General features: G+C 69.3%; 11 protein-coding genes and 2 pseudogenes. 11 read left to right on the forward strand and 2 right to left on the reverse strand.

Annotation, left to right across the window (positions count from 1 at the left end; all coding sequences use genetic code 11):
- Positions 1 to 181 precede the first annotated feature (181 nt).
- The 8 genes and pseudogenes from ACFZCP_RS43430 (at position 182) to ACFZCP_RS43465 (ending at position 10,713) form a co-directional block, all read left to right on the forward strand.
- Positions 182 to 2,656 carry a SpoIIE family protein phosphatase gene (locus ACFZCP_RS43430; RefSeq protein WP_391442285.1) on the forward strand — a complete coding sequence of 825 codons (2,475 nt, stop codon included), beginning with the start codon at positions 182 to 184 and terminating at the stop codon, positions 2,654 to 2,656.
- A 123-nt stretch (positions 2,657 to 2,779) separates the two neighbouring features.
- Positions 2,780 to 5,167, forward strand: a complete 2,388-nt coding sequence (locus ACFZCP_RS43435; protein ID WP_391442286.1) for a SpoIIE family protein phosphatase — start codon at positions 2,780 to 2,782, stop codon at positions 5,165 to 5,167.
- Positions 5,168 to 5,644: 477 nt separating this feature from the next.
- A pseudogene (locus tag ACFZCP_RS43440) lies at positions 5,645 to 5,878 on the forward strand (transposase); the annotation flags it as partial.
- Positions 5,879 to 6,349: 471 nt separating this feature from the next.
- Positions 6,350 to 6,553, forward strand: a complete 204-nt coding sequence (locus tag ACFZCP_RS43445) for a cold-shock protein (RefSeq protein ID WP_014145516.1) — start codon at positions 6,350 to 6,352, stop codon at positions 6,551 to 6,553.
- 342 nt (positions 6,554 to 6,895) lie between these two features.
- Positions 6,896 to 8,389: a DEAD/DEAH box helicase gene (locus tag ACFZCP_RS43450; RefSeq protein WP_391442287.1), complete on the forward strand. Its 1,494-nt coding sequence runs from the start codon at positions 6,896 to 6,898 to the stop codon at positions 8,387 to 8,389.
- Between the two features lie 50 nt (positions 8,390 to 8,439).
- A pseudogene (locus ACFZCP_RS43455) lies at positions 8,440 to 8,888 on the forward strand (CBS domain-containing protein).
- A 6-nt stretch (positions 8,889 to 8,894) separates the two neighbouring features.
- Entirely contained in the window at positions 8,895 to 9,203 is a 309-nt protein-coding gene (locus tag ACFZCP_RS43460; RefSeq protein WP_391442288.1) for an SCO5918 family protein, read from the forward strand.
- A gap of 1,171 nt (positions 9,204 to 10,374) precedes the next feature.
- Complete coding sequence (locus tag ACFZCP_RS43465) at positions 10,375 to 10,713, forward strand: MerR family transcriptional regulator (protein ID WP_391442289.1); 339 nt, start codon at positions 10,375 to 10,377, stop codon at positions 10,711 to 10,713.
- A gap of 442 nt (positions 10,714 to 11,155) precedes the next feature.
- Here the strand turns inward: ACFZCP_RS43465 and ACFZCP_RS43470 are convergent, their stop codons facing one another.
- Positions 11,156 to 11,656, reverse strand: coding sequence for a hypothetical protein (locus ACFZCP_RS43470; protein ID WP_391442290.1), 501 nt, complete (start codon positions 11,654 to 11,656; stop codon positions 11,156 to 11,158).
- 1,306 nt (positions 11,657 to 12,962) lie between these two features.
- Here ACFZCP_RS43470 and ACFZCP_RS43475 point away from each other — a divergent pair.
- Together ACFZCP_RS43475 and ACFZCP_RS43480 are read left to right on the forward strand one after the other, a co-directional pair.
- Entirely contained in the window at positions 12,963 to 13,304 is a 342-nt protein-coding gene (locus tag ACFZCP_RS43475) for a MerR family transcriptional regulator (RefSeq protein WP_391442291.1), read from the forward strand.
- Positions 13,305 to 13,510: 206 nt separating this feature from the next.
- Positions 13,511 to 14,698 (forward strand): SpoIIE family protein phosphatase, encoded by a 1,188-nt coding sequence (locus tag ACFZCP_RS43480; protein WP_391442316.1) that lies wholly within the window; start codon positions 13,511 to 13,513, stop codon positions 14,696 to 14,698.
- Positions 14,699 to 15,306: 608 nt separating this feature from the next.
- Here ACFZCP_RS43480 and ACFZCP_RS43485 read toward each other — a convergent pair.
- Positions 15,307 to 16,110, reverse strand: coding sequence for an SDR family NAD(P)-dependent oxidoreductase (locus tag ACFZCP_RS43485; protein ID WP_391442292.1), 804 nt, complete (start codon positions 16,108 to 16,110; stop codon positions 15,307 to 15,309).
- 125 nt (positions 16,111 to 16,235) lie between these two features.
- Here ACFZCP_RS43485 and ACFZCP_RS43490 point away from each other — a divergent pair, with 125 nt between their 5' ends.
- Positions 16,236 to 17,144, forward strand: coding sequence for a LysR substrate-binding domain-containing protein (locus ACFZCP_RS43490; RefSeq protein ID WP_391442293.1), 909 nt, complete (start codon positions 16,236 to 16,238; stop codon positions 17,142 to 17,144).
- Position 17,145 lies beyond the last annotated feature (1 nt).

Raw genomic sequence — 17,145 nt, forward strand, 5'->3', positions numbered from 1 at the left:
AGGGACTTGACGTACGGGCGATTACATCTGATTATTCCATCAGAAATGGACATATTGCTCAACTACGACACATACCGCACCGTGTGCCGCTCACCAGGACATCGCCGTTCACCCCGGCTGCACACAGGGCCGTCGCGCCAAGTGCCGACGCTCTCACTTCCGCCCCGATGGGACGACCGCGATGACCAACACTGACCAAACCCCCGACCACACCCTCCTCGCCCGGGCAGGCGAGCCCCGCGAGATGCCCGACGCCGCGATCGCGATGCTCGATGCCGAGGGCATCGTCGTGGGGTGGACGCATGCCGCTCAGCAACTCGTCGGTTACTCGGCCGGGGAGGTGGTGGGCCGCTCCGCCGCACACGTCCTGGCGCCCCCCGACAGCGAACGAAGGGCTTCGGAGTTCTCCGAGCAGTGCCGTGCGCACGGCGGCTGGTCAGGCACCGCAGCGATACGCCACCGCGACGGCCAAACGCTCAGGATGACCCTGCGGGTCTCGCTGCTGCGGGGGCGGGACGCCGGCATCCGGTGGCTGGTGTCCGTGACGGACATAGGTTCCCTGTCCTCGGGGGCGACCGGGGAACCGGTGCGGGAGTCACTCCTTGCCCGAGCCCCGATCGGCATCGCCGTCTATGACCCGCAGCTGCGCTGTGTATGGGTCAACGACGCCATGGAGCGTCACGACGGCGTCCCCCTTCACCGGCGCTTTGGACGCGGTCTGAAGGACTCACTGCCCGCCGTCGAGGCCGAGGCGCTCGAGGTGGTGATGCGGCAGGTGCTGCAGAGCGGCACGACGACGGTGCACGAGTACCGTGCGTGGCCGCCCGCGGACCGGCCCCGTGAGCACGCCTTCGCAGCCTCGTTCTTCTGTCTCCAGGGCGCGGACGGCACGCCGGTGGGCGTGTGCTCCATGACCGTGGACGTCACCGGGAACCGGCGGGCGCGGGAGCGCCTCGCCATCCTCAGCGAGGCCGGCACGCACATCGGGAGCACCCTCGACGTGATGCGGACCGGGCAGGAGCTGGCAGAGCTCGCCGTGCCCCTGCTGGCCGACCACGCCCTCGTCGATCTCGTGGAGTCGGTTCCGTTCGGCGTCGAGCCGTCGGCACGGACCGGCACGACGAGTGGCCGCCCGCCGCTGCTGCGCCGTGCCGGTCTGGCCTCCGTCGACCTGGGCGTCCTGGAGTTGCCGTGGGTGCGTGAAGAGGTGGTCCACGCCCACCCGGACTCGCTGTTCTCCGCCGCCATGCGCACGGGCCGCTCGTACCTGGAGCCGGTGCTGGACACCCATGCCGGCCCCTGGGTCGACCACGACCCGGTGCGGGCGCAGAAGGTACGCGACAGCGGCGTCCACTCCTTGATGGTCGTACCCATTCGTGCGCGGCGCTGCGTGCTGGGACTGGCGCTGTTCGGCCGTTCCATGGAACAGGCACCGTTCCAGGAGGACGACCTCCTCCTCGCCGAGGAACTGGTCACCCGGGCCGCGCTCTGCCTGGACAACGCGCTCCAGTACGCGCGCGAGCGCACCGCCGCCCTCACGCTGCAACGCGACCTGCTCCCGCACCGTGTGCAGGGCGGTGCCGCCGTCGAGGTCGCCTCGCGCTATGTGCCGGCCGACCTGGACCACGGTGTGGGGGGCGACTGGTTCGACGTGATCGAGCTGTCCGGCGCCCGGGTGGCCCTGGTCGTCGGCGATGTGGTGGGACACGGCATCAACGCCGCGGCGACCATGGGCAGGCTGCGCACCGCCGTGCGCACCCTCGCGGACCTCGACCTGCCCCCGGACGAACTGCTGGCGCACCTCGACGACACGGTCCGGCGACTGAACGACGAAGACGCCGACGACTCCGACGAGGTCCCCGCGGTGGTGGGTGCCACCTGCCTGTACGCCGTCTACGACCCCGTCACCCGACGGTGCACGATGGCGCGGGCCGGGCATCCGCCGCCCCTGATCGTCGACGCGCAGGGCAGGGTCACCATCCCCGACCTGCCCGCCGGAGCACCGCTCGGCCTCGGTCTCGGCCTGGTGCCCTTCGAGTCCGTGGAACTGGACCTGCCCGAAGGGAGTGTCCTCGCCTTCTACTCCGACGGCCTGGTCGAATCCCGCGACGAGGACATCGACGTCGGCCTGCGGCGCCTGGGCGCCGCCCTGGCCCAGCCGGGTGCATCCCTGGAAGACCTGTGCTCGCGGGCGATGGAGACCTTGCCGACCCAGGCACCGGCCGACGACGTCACCTTGCTCCTTGCGCGGACTCGCGCACTGCGACCCGCCCAGGTCGCCTCCTGGGACCTTCCTGACGAACTCGTCACCGTCCCGACAGCCCGGCACCTGGCAGCCCGTCAGCTCAGGCAATGGGGTCTGGAGCCGCTGGTGACGCCCGTGGAGTCGATCGTCAGTGAACTGGTCACCAACGCGATCCGGCACGGAAATGGCCCGAGCCGCCTACGGCTCATCCAGCACCGCGTGCTGACGTGTGAAGTCTCCGACACCAACACCGGCCAACCGCGCCCCCGCCATCCCCGCCCTCTCGACGAGCACGGCCGCGGCCTCTACCTCGTCGCTCGGCTGTCGCGCAGGTGGGGTTCCCGCTGCGCAGCGGACGGCAAGGTCGTCTGGGCCGAACAGGACCTGCCCTCCGCAGCCGTCGCCCTCTGACGCCGGTGGCCGACAGCCGCCACCGGATTCCCTCTCCCGCAGCCGCGGGCTCTCGTGATGGAAGCCAGACACATGGACACATCGAATGCTGAAAACCCCGACTCGCCAGGCGCCTCCCAAGCAGTGACGAGGGTCTCCGGCGCCGGTCCCGGAGGCAGGCCGTACGCCTTCGACGGCCTGGCCGCCGCCGTGCTCGACCAGCGGGGCGCGGTGGTGGGGTGGACCGGGACAGCACAGGACCTGACCGGGTTCCGCGCCGACGAGGTCCACGGCCGCTCCGTGCAGAAGCTGGTGGTCGACCTCCCGCACGACCTGCGCAGGGCCACACGATTGCCGGCGACCGGCCGGGTACGCCTGCGGCACCGGTGCGGCGACACGATCGACGTCACCTTCCGGACCACACGGGTGAGCGGCTCGGCGGACTTCCTCGTGCTCGCGGCCCCCACCCCTCACCTCGTCGACCACCAGCACGGGGCAGCGCTCCTGCGCGCACTGTCCGCGCAGAACCGGATCACGATCGCTCTGCACGACACGGATCTGACCACCGTGCAGACGAACGCCATGCCGGACCCGCTCGACGGCCGTCCCGTGCAGCCGGGCACCCGGCTGGGCGACGTGCTGTGCGACCAGGACGCCGAGAGCATCGAGGCGGTACTGCGCCAGGTCCTTCGAACGGGCATTTCGGTGCTCGGCAGGAATCAGCACGTGAGCTGGCGGCACCATCCGGTGCGGCGGCACGCGCTGTCGCTGTCCGCCTTCCGTCTGGAGGACGCGCGAGGCCACCCCACGGGGGTCGCCGCTCTGTACATGGACGACACCGAACAACTACGTGCCCGCCGGCAGCTGGATCTCGCCCGCGAGGTTGCCGAGCGCGTGGGAGGCTCCCTGGATGTCGCGCGGACCGCGCAGGATCTCGCGGACGTCCTGGTACCGGCCTTCGGGGACCGCGCCGCAGTCGACCTCGCGCAGGCCGTCTTCGACGGTGAAGAACCCGCCGAACGGCTGGGCGGCGGGGATCTGCATCTGCGCAACGCCGCCCTGGCGCCGGCCACAACGGTCTGGCCGCCCGGTATCAAGGCCGGCAACATCGTCCCACCCCTGTCCGACCACCCGCTCCTGCGCCGCTTCCAGCGCGGTGAAACGGTCGTCTACGGCCGGGACGACTTCATCGCCCTGATCGGCGGCCCGCAGCTGGTCGAGCAGCTCCTCCCGCAGGACACGGACGCGGTGATGGTGGCACCGCTGCACGCCCGCGGCCTCACCCTCGGCGCGATCGCGCTCTGGCGCACCGGCCTGTCCGGACCGTTCACCGAGGACGAGGTGGGTCTCATGAGGCAGATCGCCTCACGAGGTGCGCTCGCCATCGACAACGCCCGCCGCCACGCGCGCGAGCACAGAGCGGCCATGGCCCTGCAACAGAGCCTCCTTCCTCCGGCCATGACCGACACCCCGGCAGCCGAGACCGCCGGCGTCTACCTGCCCACCGGCCGCGGAGCGGGCACCGGCGGCGACTGGTACGACGCCATCGCCCTGCCCTCTCTCAGGCTGGCCCTCGTCGCCGGAGACGTGATCGGCCAGGGCATACCCGCAAGCGCCACCATGGGCCGGTTGCGCGCCGCCATTCAGACGCTCGCCGACCTCGAACTGGAACCGGACGAGTTGCTCACCCGCATCGCCGACCTGGTCCAGCGCCTCGCCGCGGAAGCACCACCCGGCAGCCACGACGTCATGGGCGCCACCTGCCTCTACGCGGTCTACGACCCGGTCGCCCGACGCTGCGCCATGGCCAGTGCCGGACACCCGCCGCCCGTGCTCGTCCGGCCCGACGGGACCGCCGAAGCCGTCGGCCTTCTCCCGGGGCCACCCCTCGCCGTCTGCGGCATGCCGTACGAGACCACGGTGATCGACCTGGAGCCGGGCAGCGTCCTCGCGCTCTACACCGACGGCCTGGTCCACCGACGCGCGCACGACATCGACGACGGGCTCCGCCGGCTGACCGACGCGCTCACCACGTCCTGCCGCCCGGACCGCGCCCTGGACGAGACCGGCAGGGCCCTCCTGGATGATCTGGTGGGCGAAGCACCACGTGACGACGCGACCCTGCTGCTGGCCCGCACCCGCGCCGTACCGGCCAAGGACACCGCGCACTGGCAGATACCGGCCGATCCGGCCGCTGTCTCGGACGCCCGGGCATGGGCGACCCGCCAACTCACCGCATGGGGGTTGGACGACCTCCTCTTCCCCACCGAACTCATCGTCAGCGAACTGGTCACCAACGCGATCCGCTACGGTCGTCCGCCGGCGGAGCTGCGACTGATCCGCCACAACGTTCTGGTCTGCGAGGTCACCGACTCCAGCGGCACCCAACCCCGCCTGCGCCGCGCTCGCACCACCGACGAGGGCGGACGCGGCCTGTTCCTCGTCGCCCACCTCGCCGAGCGCTGGGGCTGCCGCCATGGCCAGAACCACAAGACCATCTGGTCCGAACAGTCCATCTTGTGTTCCAGCTGATCACGCCCGGAATTCGCTGCACCTGTGGCCCGGTGCTCGGCGCCCAGGTCGCCGCTCTTGCCGCCGGCGACCATTGATCGCGCCGCTCGCCTTCGTGTGCCGTTGTGCTCGGCCGGGATCAGGTTCGGGGTGTTGCGTGAGGGGGATTGAGCATGTCCCGCGGTTCCTGAGTGGTAGCGAGATCGGGGGCGGGAGGATGGGCGGGTGCTGTCCCGGGGCAGGGGTCTGACTCATGATTTCTCTGACCGAAGTGTCTCGATCACACGGTGTCGGCCGTTGGCCGGGGATGTTCACGTGGCTGCGGTGCTCTCCGTGTCGGGGCCAGTCCTTGCCACCGATGAGTGCCCGGCCACCGCGGCCGGCTACCGCGATCTGCTGAAGCGCGCCAGGAAGTGGGGAACCGTGAGGCGGGCCGGGGTGAGGGGACCGGCTCATAAGGAGCGTCATTGTCCCGCCATCTGCTGGCCCAGGGGGTATGCCCCGCAGCTGCTCGACGTGGTGGGGATCGGTCCGGACACGGCGCTCACGTTGCTGGTCACGGTGGGGGACAACCCGGAACGGCTGGACAACGAGGCGTCGTTCGCCGCGCTGTGCGGTGTCAGCCCTGTCGAGCGTTCCCCGGGGCGCCGGCAGTTCCGCCGTCTCAACCGCGGCGGCGACCGGCAGGCCAACGCCGCGCTGCATCGCATGGGACCGTCCCGAATTCGAGTTTCGCATTCCTTCGGAAGGACGCGGTGTGCCGGTTGGCGGAACACCGGCTTCGCCTGCGGGGTGGCCGGCGTGCAGGAGCCGCTGGACGCTTTTCGAAGGCGTCTTACGGACAGCCGCGTACGTCGTCGCTCTTTGGGGGCCGGGGTTGCACTTCGTGAGACCGCTCTTCCTGAAACGTAGCACTCCAAGGGGATCAATATCTGTGCTCGCGAAGTGAGGCTTTGACGGACCGCGTAGTGAGAGTTCTTGTCGCACCGAGTAGAGCGGAATTACATTATGTGCACGGGCCGTTCCGGTGTGCTACTGTCGATCTCAGTTGCAGTTGTGGTTCCCGAAACTTCAGGTGCCCCATCCGGTTCTGTCGGTTGGGAGTGCTTCTGTATTTCCGGTCATTTCCGGCGGGGCAATCATCGCGGCGACGCGGCGTTCGCGCAGTGCGGACTCCGATGTACTGCCCCAAGGAGATATGACATGGCTGCTGGTACCGTGAAGTGGTTCAACGCGGAAAAGGGCTTCGGCTTCATCGAGCAGGACGGTGGCGGCGCTGACGTGTTCGCCCACTACTCGAACATTGCCGCGCAGGGCTTCCGTGAGCTGCTCGAAGGCCAGAAGGTCACCTTCGACATCGCGCAGGGCCAGAAGGGCCCGACGGCCGAGAACATCGTTCTCGCCTGACGCTCACGCACAATCTGTAGCTGGGGCCCGCATCCTTCGGGGTGCGGGCCCCAGCTGCACGCGTCTCCCGCGTTGGTTTCACCCGCGGGACTACGCGGAGGAATCCGCAGTCTCAACACGAGCGACTCCTCCTTCAGGCGTGCAGACGCATCCTGAAAGGCCGCACCGCAGTCGACGCCCGGATCTCAAGGCTCCCATTGCGTCCCCCGTCAGCGCCTGTGCCCCGGAGATTTCCGTCGGCCAGATCTGCTTTCTTTTGTCATCGGTCCATACTTGTAATTCTCCATGCCGCTCATCGCAGCGGGAATTCCTTGATATGTGCCGCATCGAGGAAGGTTCCGCATGAACCGCACACGCACGAACGACCGCTCCGCCCGCGCCCGTAAGGGCAGTGCCGACGCCGGAAAGGGCGCCAGCCGCTTCGCGACGCAGGCACCGCACCCTTCCGGCGGGCCGGCCCGTTCTGCCGGTTACGGCCGCCGGCCCGCCGGGGTGCGCGGTGAGTTCGCGCTGCCCAGGACGATCACCCCCGCGCTCCCCGCCGTCGAGGCGTTCGCCGATCTCGGCATGCCCGAGCAGCTCCTGGCCGAACTCGGCAAGCAGGGCGTGACCGTTCCGTTCCCGATCCAGGGAGCGACGCTGCCGAACTCCCTGGCGGGCCGTGACGTCCTGGGCCGCGGGCGCACCGGTTCCGGCAAGACCCTCGCCTTCGGCCTCGCCCTGCTCGCCCGTACCGCTGGACGGCGTGCTGAGCCCCGCCAGCCGCTGGGGCTGATCCTCGTACCGACGCGTGAATTGGCGCAGCAGGTGACCGACGCGCTCACGCCGTACGCCCGTTCCGTCAGGCTGCGGCTGGCCACGGTGGTGGGCGGGATGTCGATCGGCCGGCAGGCCGGCGCGCTGCGCGGCGGGGCCGAGGTCGTCGTCGCGACGCCCGGACGGCTCAAGGACCTCATCGACCGCGGCGACTGCAGGCTGAACCACGTGGATGTCACGGTGCTGGACGAGGCTGACCAGATGGCCGACATGGGTTTCATGCCGCAGGTCACCGCGCTGCTCGACCAGGTGCGTCCGGAGGGGCAGCGGATGCTGTTCTCCGCCACCTTGGACCGTAACGTCGACCTGCTGGTACGCCGCTATCTGACCGACCCCGTCGTGCATTCGGTCGACCCGTCGGCCGGTGCGGTCACGACGATGGAGCACCACGTCCTGCACGTCCATGGCGCCGACAAGCACGCCGCCACGACCGAGATCGCCGCCCGCGACGGCCGCGTGATCATGTTCCTGGACACCAAGCACGCCGTCGACCGGCTGACCCAGGATCTGCTCAACAGCGGAGTACGGGCCGCGGCGCTGCACGGCGGCAAGTCGCAGCCGCAGCGCACCCGCACGCTGGCGCAGTTCAAGACGGGGCACGTCACCGTGCTGGTGGCGACCAATGTCGCGGCGCGCGGCATCCACGTCGACAACCTCGACCTGGTCGTCAACGTCGATCCGCCGACCGACCACAAGGACTACCTGCACCGCGGAGGCCGGACCGCCCGCGCCGGCGAGTCCGGCAGTGTCGTCACGCTCGTCACACCGAACCAGCGCCGAGGCATGGTCCGCCTCATGTCGGACGCCGGAATCCGGCCGCAGACCACCCAGATCCGTTCGGGAGACGAGGCCCTGAGCCGGATCACCGGAGCCCAGGCCCCGTCCGGCATCCCGGTCGTCATCACCGTACCGGTGGTCGAACGCCCCAAGCGCAGCACTTCCTCCCGAGGCCGGCGGCGCCCTTCCTCGGCGACCCGGCGCGCCCCCGTACGCCGGGCCGTCCTCGACACAGTGGCGTAGCCAGGACCTTCGTGATCAGGAAGTTGACCCATCTCGGCAGGAGGCACATTTTGACGCTGATTCAGATGCAGCCCCGCACGGCGGACGCCCATCCCGTGCACAGGACGGCGGTGGAGGTCATGGACGCGGCCGGACCGCAGGTCTGTGACGACATGAGCGTCGAGGTGGCGCTGGCCCTCATGGCCGCCGCACGCACGGGCCGACTGGTCGTCTGCGACCAGGACGATCAGCCCATCGGCCTGGTGACCCGAACCGACCTCACCACCGTCCGCGACAGCGGCGCTCGCACGGACCGCGTCCGCCTGCGCGACATCCGCGGCTTCCACGGATCGTTCACCCCACCTATGACCACGATGGCGAAGCCGAGCACGCGATGCGCTCCCATCGGCTCGGTGCTCTGCGAGTCGTAGCCGAGCACGGCAGCGCCCCGGGCATTCCCGCCCTCTCCCGCCGAAACTCCTCCCCCCCTGGTCGGACCATTCTTCCCTTCTCCCTGTGAGGCCACATGCGCTGCGTCATCGCCCGCTTCCCCTTCGAGCTCACCAAGGGCGGAGTTCTGGAATCGATGAAGGGCATCAAGCCCGAACCGGTCACCGGAGAATCGGTGATCATCGGCCGTCGCCACTACCCCGTCAAGCAAGTCGGCCAAGTCATCACCCGCCAGGACCGCCGTGACTTCAGCGCCACCGAAGTCCTGCGGGCCATGACTCAGCTCGGCTTCACCTGCCGCGCCCTCCCCAAGGCCGCCCCTCGGGGCATCCCCGGCTCGCTGCAGCACGCCTCCGCGATGCTCGGCACCCCCGTGACGGTCTGACCGGGTCAACAGGCACGAGCCGACATCTGACCAGCAGTGTGGGGCCCCCCCGGGCGCCCGGGGGGCCCCCCCAGCGGGCCCCCCCGTCCCCCCGCCCGCGCGCCGCGGGGGGGGGGTCGCCACACGCGCGGGTGGGCGGGGCACCCCGGCCCCGCTGCCCCCCGCCCCCGCCTGCCGCGCCCCCCCCGTCCGGGTGGCCCGGGGAAAACCGCCCCGCCCCCACATCTCCCCCGCTGTGGGGCCCCCCCCGGTCCGCGGGGGGGCCCCACACTGCGTGCAGCCAGTTCCCCTGGCCGTCGCTCAGCGTGGTGTTCTTCGCAAGACGCGCTGTTGGCCGGTGCCCGCCGACGGCAGCCGCAGCGCAGTCGGCGACGTCACGCTCAGCCCGACGTGCTGCGCGGCGGTGGGTCACTGTGAACGCCGTACTGGGCCCCGGAGCTGCTTGAGCCACCCATGGACCGGTCGAGGCGGATTACCTCGTCTTCGAGCGTGGGGAAATCTATGCCAGCCGGAGTAGACATTGGGTGGCGGTGTAGTTATGGTTTTTCTCGTAGCCGAGATCGAACGAGCCCGGCAGAGATGAACTGCCGGGCAGCAGTACCGCAGTTGCAGTTCGCAGGACGGTGCGGTGGTGGAGTTCCGAAGCCAGCGGTTGCAGGACGGCGACGGGACTGACGACCGGACCGGGTGGCCCGTAGTGATCAGGGGCCGCCATGAGTAGAACCATCAGGGAAAGTTCGCAGTACCCAGCAGTGAAGTCAGTGAGCAGTACCTCGGTGAAGGCGTCGGCTGCGGGCGCGCGCACCGGGAGGTTCGGCGGTGGGGTTCCAAGCCAGAGCAGACGCAGGACGGGCGACGGGGCTGGCTGCCGAAGAGTGGTGCTGTCCGAGGCGACAGTGAGTAGTTGATCAAGAGGGAAGAACGGAGGAGCCGAGCGCCATCAGGATCGCCCGGGCGGAAGTCCAGGACCCGGGTACCGCAGGACATCGATAGTGAGGTGGTCTCCGGTCAAGCAACCGCGATCCCCGCGCTCCCGGCAGCATTTCGGTCGGGTCTGCGGAAACAGAGGGCCGGTGCAGTATGAGGGCCGGCAGATGGTGTAGTAGTTCCTTCGGGGCCCTGGTGCCAGTACGGCGCCAGGGCCCCTCGACGCGTTCCACAGAGAGGTGCAATGACAGCAGACGACACGTTCGGCCGTCTCGATGACGACGATTACCCCGCCTACACCATGGGCCGGGCCGCCGAGATGCTCGGCACCACGCAGGGCTTCCTCCGCGCCATCGGCGAAGCCCGCCTCATCACCCCACTGCGCTCCGCGGGCGGCCACCGCCGCTACTCCCGCTACCAGCTGCGCATCGCCGCCCGCGCCCGGGAACTCGTCGACCACGGGACGCCCATCGAGGCCGCCTGCCGGATCGTCGTCCTCGAAGACCAGCTCGAGGAAGCCCAGCGCATCAACGCCGAATATCGCCGCGCCGCCGAATCAGCGAACCCCACGGCAGCAGCATGAGATGAGCGTGCCCGTCGGCCTCGGCGGGCATCGCACGCACGCTTGCTGTGCGGCGTGATCATTTCCTATGGTGACGCGGTGTGTGGGCGTGTAGCGTCTGTGTCACCTATCGTGGTTCGAAATTCCCTCATGCCCACGCCTCTGGTGTGGGCGTTTTGCTGTGCTGTGCCGCAGAGACCAGGGCGATCACCTCCGTCTGCCACATGGAGTGGGAGGCGTTCACCGACTGGAAGGCATGACCATGGCCAAGGGAACTGTGAAGTGGTTCAACGCGGGGAGCACATGATCAGGGGCCGCGCAGCCATTGCTGCGCGGCCCTGCTGTTGCGGCGCGGGGGCCGGTGGGACCTGGGCGGTACCCCTGAACTCAGTCGCTGCAGGCGTCGTCGAGCTCGGGGACCGCAGGCCCTGCGGCTGTTCGTGCAGCTTGGAGAGGCAGGCGGTCAGGCACCCGTCCAGGCGTCGACGAAGGCTTGCCGTCCAGCAGGATCGTCCCATCTGCGGTCCGCATGCAGAACGCGCCAGGCGGTCAGTTCCAGATCCCGGAGCCACAACTCCCCAATGACCTGTGTCCTGAGGTCGGGCAGATGGTCGGACTCGGCGAGGGCTTGACCGATCACCTCCCCGGCAGCGACGCGCTGGGGCGGCGTCATCTCATCGACGGCCGAGAGGATCTGCCGGGCCAGGGCGGTCCCCTCTCCTGCCAGAGCACGCAGCACCAGAGCTTTGACGTTGACGGGCAGCAGGTAAGCGGTGCCCGAAGACCTCCACAGGTCCGACCAGAAGCGTTCTCCTGCTGCGGTGGGGGCAGGCAGCGCGGCCAGCAGCCCGAGGAGATGGCCGGTGGCCGCATAGCCATCACAGTGGGCGGCTGCGACGACTGCGATGCCGGCGACGCCCTCCACATCGAGATGGGTGGCTTCGAGACACGAAGCCAGACCCAATTGATGTTCCAACTGGCTTGCCAGGCAGCGGATACGTGGGGGCGGACCTCAGGAAGCATCGGCGATCCTTGCGCGTAGGCGAGCGGAGATGCCCGTTCGTAAGCCCTGATCGTTCCCACGACCGGCCGATTTACTCGGCTTGGGCAAGCCCGATCGGCCGCAGCGTCCACGGGGGCTGGAGTTCACACGGTGGTGAGCCGACCCAGGCCCGGCGACGTGGGTCTGGGGCGCTGGAGAGACAGTGATGATTGCTGTGGCTCCGCTCGGCGGTCTGACTCCTGGACTGACGGTGACGGCTTCGTAGCCGGACGGGGTGGCCAGCGGTAATTGGTCAGCCGCTGTCGGCCGGGTCTACGGCACGCCCCCGGCCACCCTGGTCCGTGGTCCGTGGTCCGTGGTCCGTGGTCCGTGGTCCGTGGGACGCGGGACGGGCTGATGCCGAGCGGTCGGTACGGCTCCTGGAGATCGCCGGTCTCCAAGCGAGAGCCCCAGCAGAAACGCTCTCTGATCTCGGCAATTGCCAAATCTAGGTGCAGAGTGCGACCCGTCGCCGGTGGCCGGCGCATTCCCCGGAGGAGTAGTCGCCGTCGTCCACTACCAGTTCGGGCCTTGGCGACGGCGGCGATGCGCGGCTGATGGTCGGCGCCATCCGACGGAGAACGTCCGTCCTCTTCATCGGAGTACGTCCCCGGACGCCGGTGATGCTCCGGTCGACGGTCTCGGCGACGGCCTCGGGGAGCACTGTGCCGGGGCGCGATGTGCGGCAGGCGGTCTTCGACGCCGACCACCCGGCCTGGACGCCCTTCGGGTCGGCGATGTCACCAAAGGCAGCACTCTTCCGGGTGCGCATACGGTAGGGGCGCATGCGTCAGCCCAGAAGAAAACCTGTTGTGGAGAGAGTAGACATTGGCTCATTGTGGGGTTACTGTTTTGTCGTACGCAGGAAGTCGAAGTGGGCACGGCAGACATGAACTGCCGTGCAAGCAGGTCAAGCAGGACGCGGCCCACAACGGCCGTGAGCAGTACCCGCGGTACCCCAGCAGTACAACCCAGTAACCGAAAGTAAGGAGCAGAACGCCATCAGGATCGCCCGGGCGAGGAAGCAGTCCGTCCGGGTACCGCAGGCCCCGGATTGGAAGGTGGTCCCCGGTCACGCATCCGCGATCCCCGCAGCCCCGTCCTCCCAGGCGGAACCTGCGGTCACAGAAGGCCGGCGCAGTTGGCCGGTAGATGGTGTTGCAAGCTCGGGGCCCGGGTGCCAGCACGGCACCCGGGCCCCCCGACGCGTCCCCGGAAGAAGAGGTCTATGCCCCCTGCCAGTCCCCGTCCCGTCGACAACCTCGACGACGACGACTACCCCGCCTACACCATGGGCCGGGCCGCCGAGATGCTCGGCGCCACCCCCGCCTTCCTCCGCGCCCTCGGCGAACACCGCCTGATCACCCCACTGCGCTCCGAAGGCGGCCACCGCCGCTACTCCCGCTACCAGCTGCGCATAGCCGCCCGCGCCCGCGAACTCGTCGATCAGGGCACCCCCATAGAGGCCGCCTGCCGCATCGTCGTTCTCGAAGACCAGCTCGAAGAAGCCCAGCGCATCAACGAGCAAATGCGCACCCAGGGCGGGGCGCAGCCGAAGACCTCAGCCTGACTCGAGCACGCAGGCCGTCGGCCGAATCCTGACCGTCAGCGAACGAGGCCGTCGCCTGATCGCGGCGGTGCAGTCGAAGCATGGCCCGTGATGGGCCGCGGTTGACGCTCGGCGTGGCAGCTTCCACCCTGTTAGGGGGCGGTGAAAGGACCGCGGTCGTGAGTGGTGGGCGCAGTGGGTATCCCGAGCTGCTGACGGCTGCGGAGATGGCGGCGCCGGTGGAGGCCGTCGACGTGTTCGCGGAGGAGCTGCGGCGGCGCTTCGGTGCCACGAAGGTGTCGTTCCTCATCGTCGATCTGACGGGGAAGGCAGTGGGGCGGCTCTCCACAGCCGGGGCGGTGGAGGACGGGCGGGAAGCGGAGCGGATCCCTCTCTTCGGCAGCGTCTACGAGGTCGTGATCCGGACCCAGCGGCCGTATCAAGAGGCGACAGACCAGGGGCAGCGGGTGATCGTGCCGGTCACCAACCGCGGAGACGCCATCGGACTGCTGGAACTGCTCCTGCAGGCCACACCCGACCCGGACGTCCTGGAAGCGGTCGGGGAAGCCGCCCACGTGCTGGCGTACGTCGTGATCGCCAACGGGCGCTTCACCGATCTGTACACCTGGGGCAAACGCTCCCGGCCACCCACCCTGGCAGCGGAGATCCAGTACCAGCTGCTGCCGCCGTCGCTCTCGTGCGAGGCCGCCCAGTTCACTCTGTGCGGGAGTCTGGAGCCCTCCGCAGCCCTCAGCGGCGACACCTTCGACTACGCCCTGGACCGCGACACCCTGCACATATCGGTGACCGATCCCATGGGCCACGACATCGACGCCGCCCTGGCCGCCACGGTCCTGGTGGGCGCCCTGCGCGGCGCCCGCCGCGCAGGAGCCGGTCTCGCGGAGCAGGCCCACCTGGCCGACCAGGCCCTGGCCGACCACAACCGCGGCCACGCCACCGGGCAGCTGCTGCGCATCAACCTCCACACCGGGCGGGCCCAGCTCGTCAACGCCGGCCATCCCTGGCCCCTGCGCATGCGCGACGGGATCACGGAGACGATCACCTGCGAGGTGGACCATCCCTTCGGGCTGTCCGTGCGCGTACCCCACCCCTACCGCGTCCAGGACATCGGTCTGCGCCCCGGTGACCGTCTGCTCATGCTGACCGACGGCATGCTCGAACATCACGGAGACAAGGTCGACCTTGCCGACCTGCTGGAGAGGACCCGGGATCTGCACCCGCGGGAGACCGCGCTGATGTTGACCTCCGCAGTCCTCGACGCGGCAGGCGGCCGCCTCGAGGACGACGCCACCGTGATGTGCCTGGACTGGCACGGCCCCCAGCACACCCAGCGACACGTCAGCTCCGGCGCGGACACCCGGCAAGCCTCAGCCGCCCGTACGAAGCATCCGTGACCGCGGGCGCTCTCGGGGAGGCCGCATGGTGGCCGCGGACCCGAATGACGTGAGGGCCGGTCCAGCCCGCCCCATTCCTGCCAGAGGGCCCGTGCCCGCGATGACGGGCTCAGCCTGGCCGAAGCATTGATGATCAGGACATGAGCCGGGGGCCGTAGGGCATGACGGCCTCCCTTGCCGGTGCCACGAGCATGGGCCCGGCGGGGCAGGACAGAGGCACAGTCGGCCCTTCCTCCTCGGCCGCCTCGGACTTCGACAGAGCGTTGACCGGCTTGGGCACTCCGGCCTCGCCAGGTGGCGACGTACGCCGTGGTCCGCAGGGACTTGTAGAAGAGCGGCCGGGACCGGGTAGAGCCGCCACCTCGCGGAGGAGTTGAGGAGAAGCCGGCGAGGATCTCGCTCAGCAGCCACGGGATTTGGGGCCAGTGGCCGACCCTCGCTTGCAGTTGGACCTTGAAGTCACGGGCTTCCGGCATGAACCCGGAAAACGGTGCCTCGAACTCGATGAAGAGTTGTTGCGCCCCTCTCGGCCGGGCACCACGAAGCCGGCTGGCAGCTTTGCATCCTCATCCGGCCCGGGCTGGAAGCGGGACGGTGAGGACACCCACTCAACCGAACGCAGCCAGGGAGACCGGCTGCCACTTACGCCAGGTACTCAGACGCTCCTCGTAGAGACCAGCGACGTCGGTGAAGGACTTGCCGAGGAAGATCCTCAGTGGGGGCCGCTCCGCATCGACGATCCGAAGAATCGCGTCGCGGGTCGCGCGCGGATCGCCCACCTCGAAATCCTGCGCGGTGGCCGCGTGGACTTCGGTGTAGTCCGGGTGGCGCTCACTGTGCCGTGCCCCGCGAGCCAGCCAGTCGGTGGCATAGGGGCCGGGCTCGACGTTGGTGATGTGGATGCCGAAGGCTGCCACCTCCTGCGCCAGGGACTCCGACAGCCCCTCAAGAGCCCATTTCGAGGCGTGGTACGCACCGATGCCGGGGAATGCACGTACGCCTCCCTCGCTGGTCACCTGCAGGATCCTTCCCGAGCGTTGCGACCGCATGAAGGGCAGCACGGCCTGCGTGACCCACATCGCGCCGAAGAAATTGGTCTCCATCTGAGCCCGGAGGTCGTCCTCGTTCACCTCCTCGACCATGCCGAAATGCCCGTAGCCGGCATTGTTGACCGCGATGTCCAGCGAACCGAAATGCGAGTGGGCCAGCTGCACCGCCTCATGCACCGCGGAACGGTCGGTGACGTCGAGCCGGACCGGCAATACCGCGTCCCCGTACCGCTCGGCCAAAGGAGTCAGCAGGCTGACGTCCCGAGCCGTCGCCGCGACATGATCGCCGCGTTCGAGCGCCGCCTCTGCCCACTCGCGGCCGAACCCCCTCGAACTGCCCGTGATGAACCACGTCTTCGCCATGACCGGTGCTCCCTGTGCGTGAATTGCTTGCTGTTGCCACTCCAGCGTGCTGCTGATCCAGGCATTCCACCAGCGAAGGTCTTACATGGAAGACATGCGGTTTTGGAATGTGTCAGGATGACGGCATGGCCGACTTCTCCCTCACCGGTCTCCGCGTCGTCCAGGCAGTGGTCGACACCGGATCGTTCACCGCCGCGGCCGACGCACTCGGATACACGCAGTCAGCGGTGTCCCGTCAGGTGGCGGCGATGGAAGCCGCCGCGGGCGTACCGCTGTTCGTCCGGGGCGCCCGCGGGGTGGCCCCCTCTCCCGCGGGCATGATGCTCGCCCGCCGAGCCACGACGGCCCTCAACGAGATCGACGCCGTCAGCACAGACCTCGCCGGACTGCAGGACCACGTCACCGGACGAGTCGCCATCGCGGCGTTCCCCTCGGCCGCCGCCGTGCTCGTCCCCAGGACACTGGCCCGCCTGGGAAACGAGCACCCGGGTCTGATCGTCGAGTTCGGCGAGGCGTCCTCGCCCACGCAGCTTCGCCAGCTCCGCGCTCACCGCATCGACGTCGCAGTGATCGGGGTGGGACCGGACCTGCCCGCCTACGATGTCGAGGGCCTGCGCCGCGACCTGCTCCTCGACGGCGGCCTTCTGCTCGCCGTCCCCGCCGACCACCGGTTCGCCGGCCGCGGAACCATCCCGGTGACCGAGCTGAGGGACGAACCCTGGATCGTCGGCAAGGGCCTCCGAGACGACCCGCAGTTCGGCGCCTGGCCGACCCTCGACCACCCGCGGATCGCCTACGCCGCCCGCGAATGGCCCACTCGCCTCGGCCTCGTCGCCACCGGTCTCGGCGTCGCCGTACTCCCCGAAGTAGCCGCGGCCGCGGTTCCCACCGGAGTCCGCACCGTCCAGGTCGACGACCCCGCCTGGCTCGGTCGGGCCATCGTCGCCGTCACGGTCCGCGACCGCTCTCCCGAGGTGACGGCCACCGTGGGGGCACTGCGCCACGAGGCCGCACAGCTTCGTGCGGCGCCATGAC

Origin of the sequence: Streptomyces sp. NPDC007971 (assembly GCF_042958635.1) — a bacterium.
Taxonomy (GTDB): Bacteria; Actinomycetota; Actinomycetes; order Streptomycetales; family Streptomycetaceae; genus Streptomyces.

Coding starts and splice junctions, on each gene's coding strand:
- ACFZCP_RS43485 (WP_391442292.1), bottom strand. CDS start 16,110: ATGGCGAAGACGTGGTTCATCACGGGCAGTTCGAGGGGGTTCGGCCGC.
- ACFZCP_RS43450 (WP_391442287.1), top strand. CDS start 6,896: ATGAACCGCACACGCACGAACGACCGCTCCGCCCGCGCCCGTAAGGGC.
- ACFZCP_RS43465 (WP_391442289.1), top strand. CDS start 10,375: ATGACAGCAGACGACACGTTCGGCCGTCTCGATGACGACGATTACCCC.
- ACFZCP_RS43430 (WP_391442285.1), top strand. CDS start 182: ATGACCAACACTGACCAAACCCCCGACCACACCCTCCTCGCCCGGGCA.
- ACFZCP_RS43490 (WP_391442293.1), top strand. CDS start 16,236: ATGGCCGACTTCTCCCTCACCGGTCTCCGCGTCGTCCAGGCAGTGGTC.
- ACFZCP_RS43445 (WP_014145516.1), top strand. CDS start 6,350: ATGGCTGCTGGTACCGTGAAGTGGTTCAACGCGGAAAAGGGCTTCGGC.
- ACFZCP_RS43480 (WP_391442316.1), top strand. CDS start 13,511: ATGGCGGCGCCGGTGGAGGCCGTCGACGTGTTCGCGGAGGAGCTGCGG.
- ACFZCP_RS43475 (WP_391442291.1), top strand. CDS start 12,963: ATGCCCCCTGCCAGTCCCCGTCCCGTCGACAACCTCGACGACGACGAC.
- ACFZCP_RS43460 (WP_391442288.1), top strand. CDS start 8,895: ATGCGCTGCGTCATCGCCCGCTTCCCCTTCGAGCTCACCAAGGGCGGA.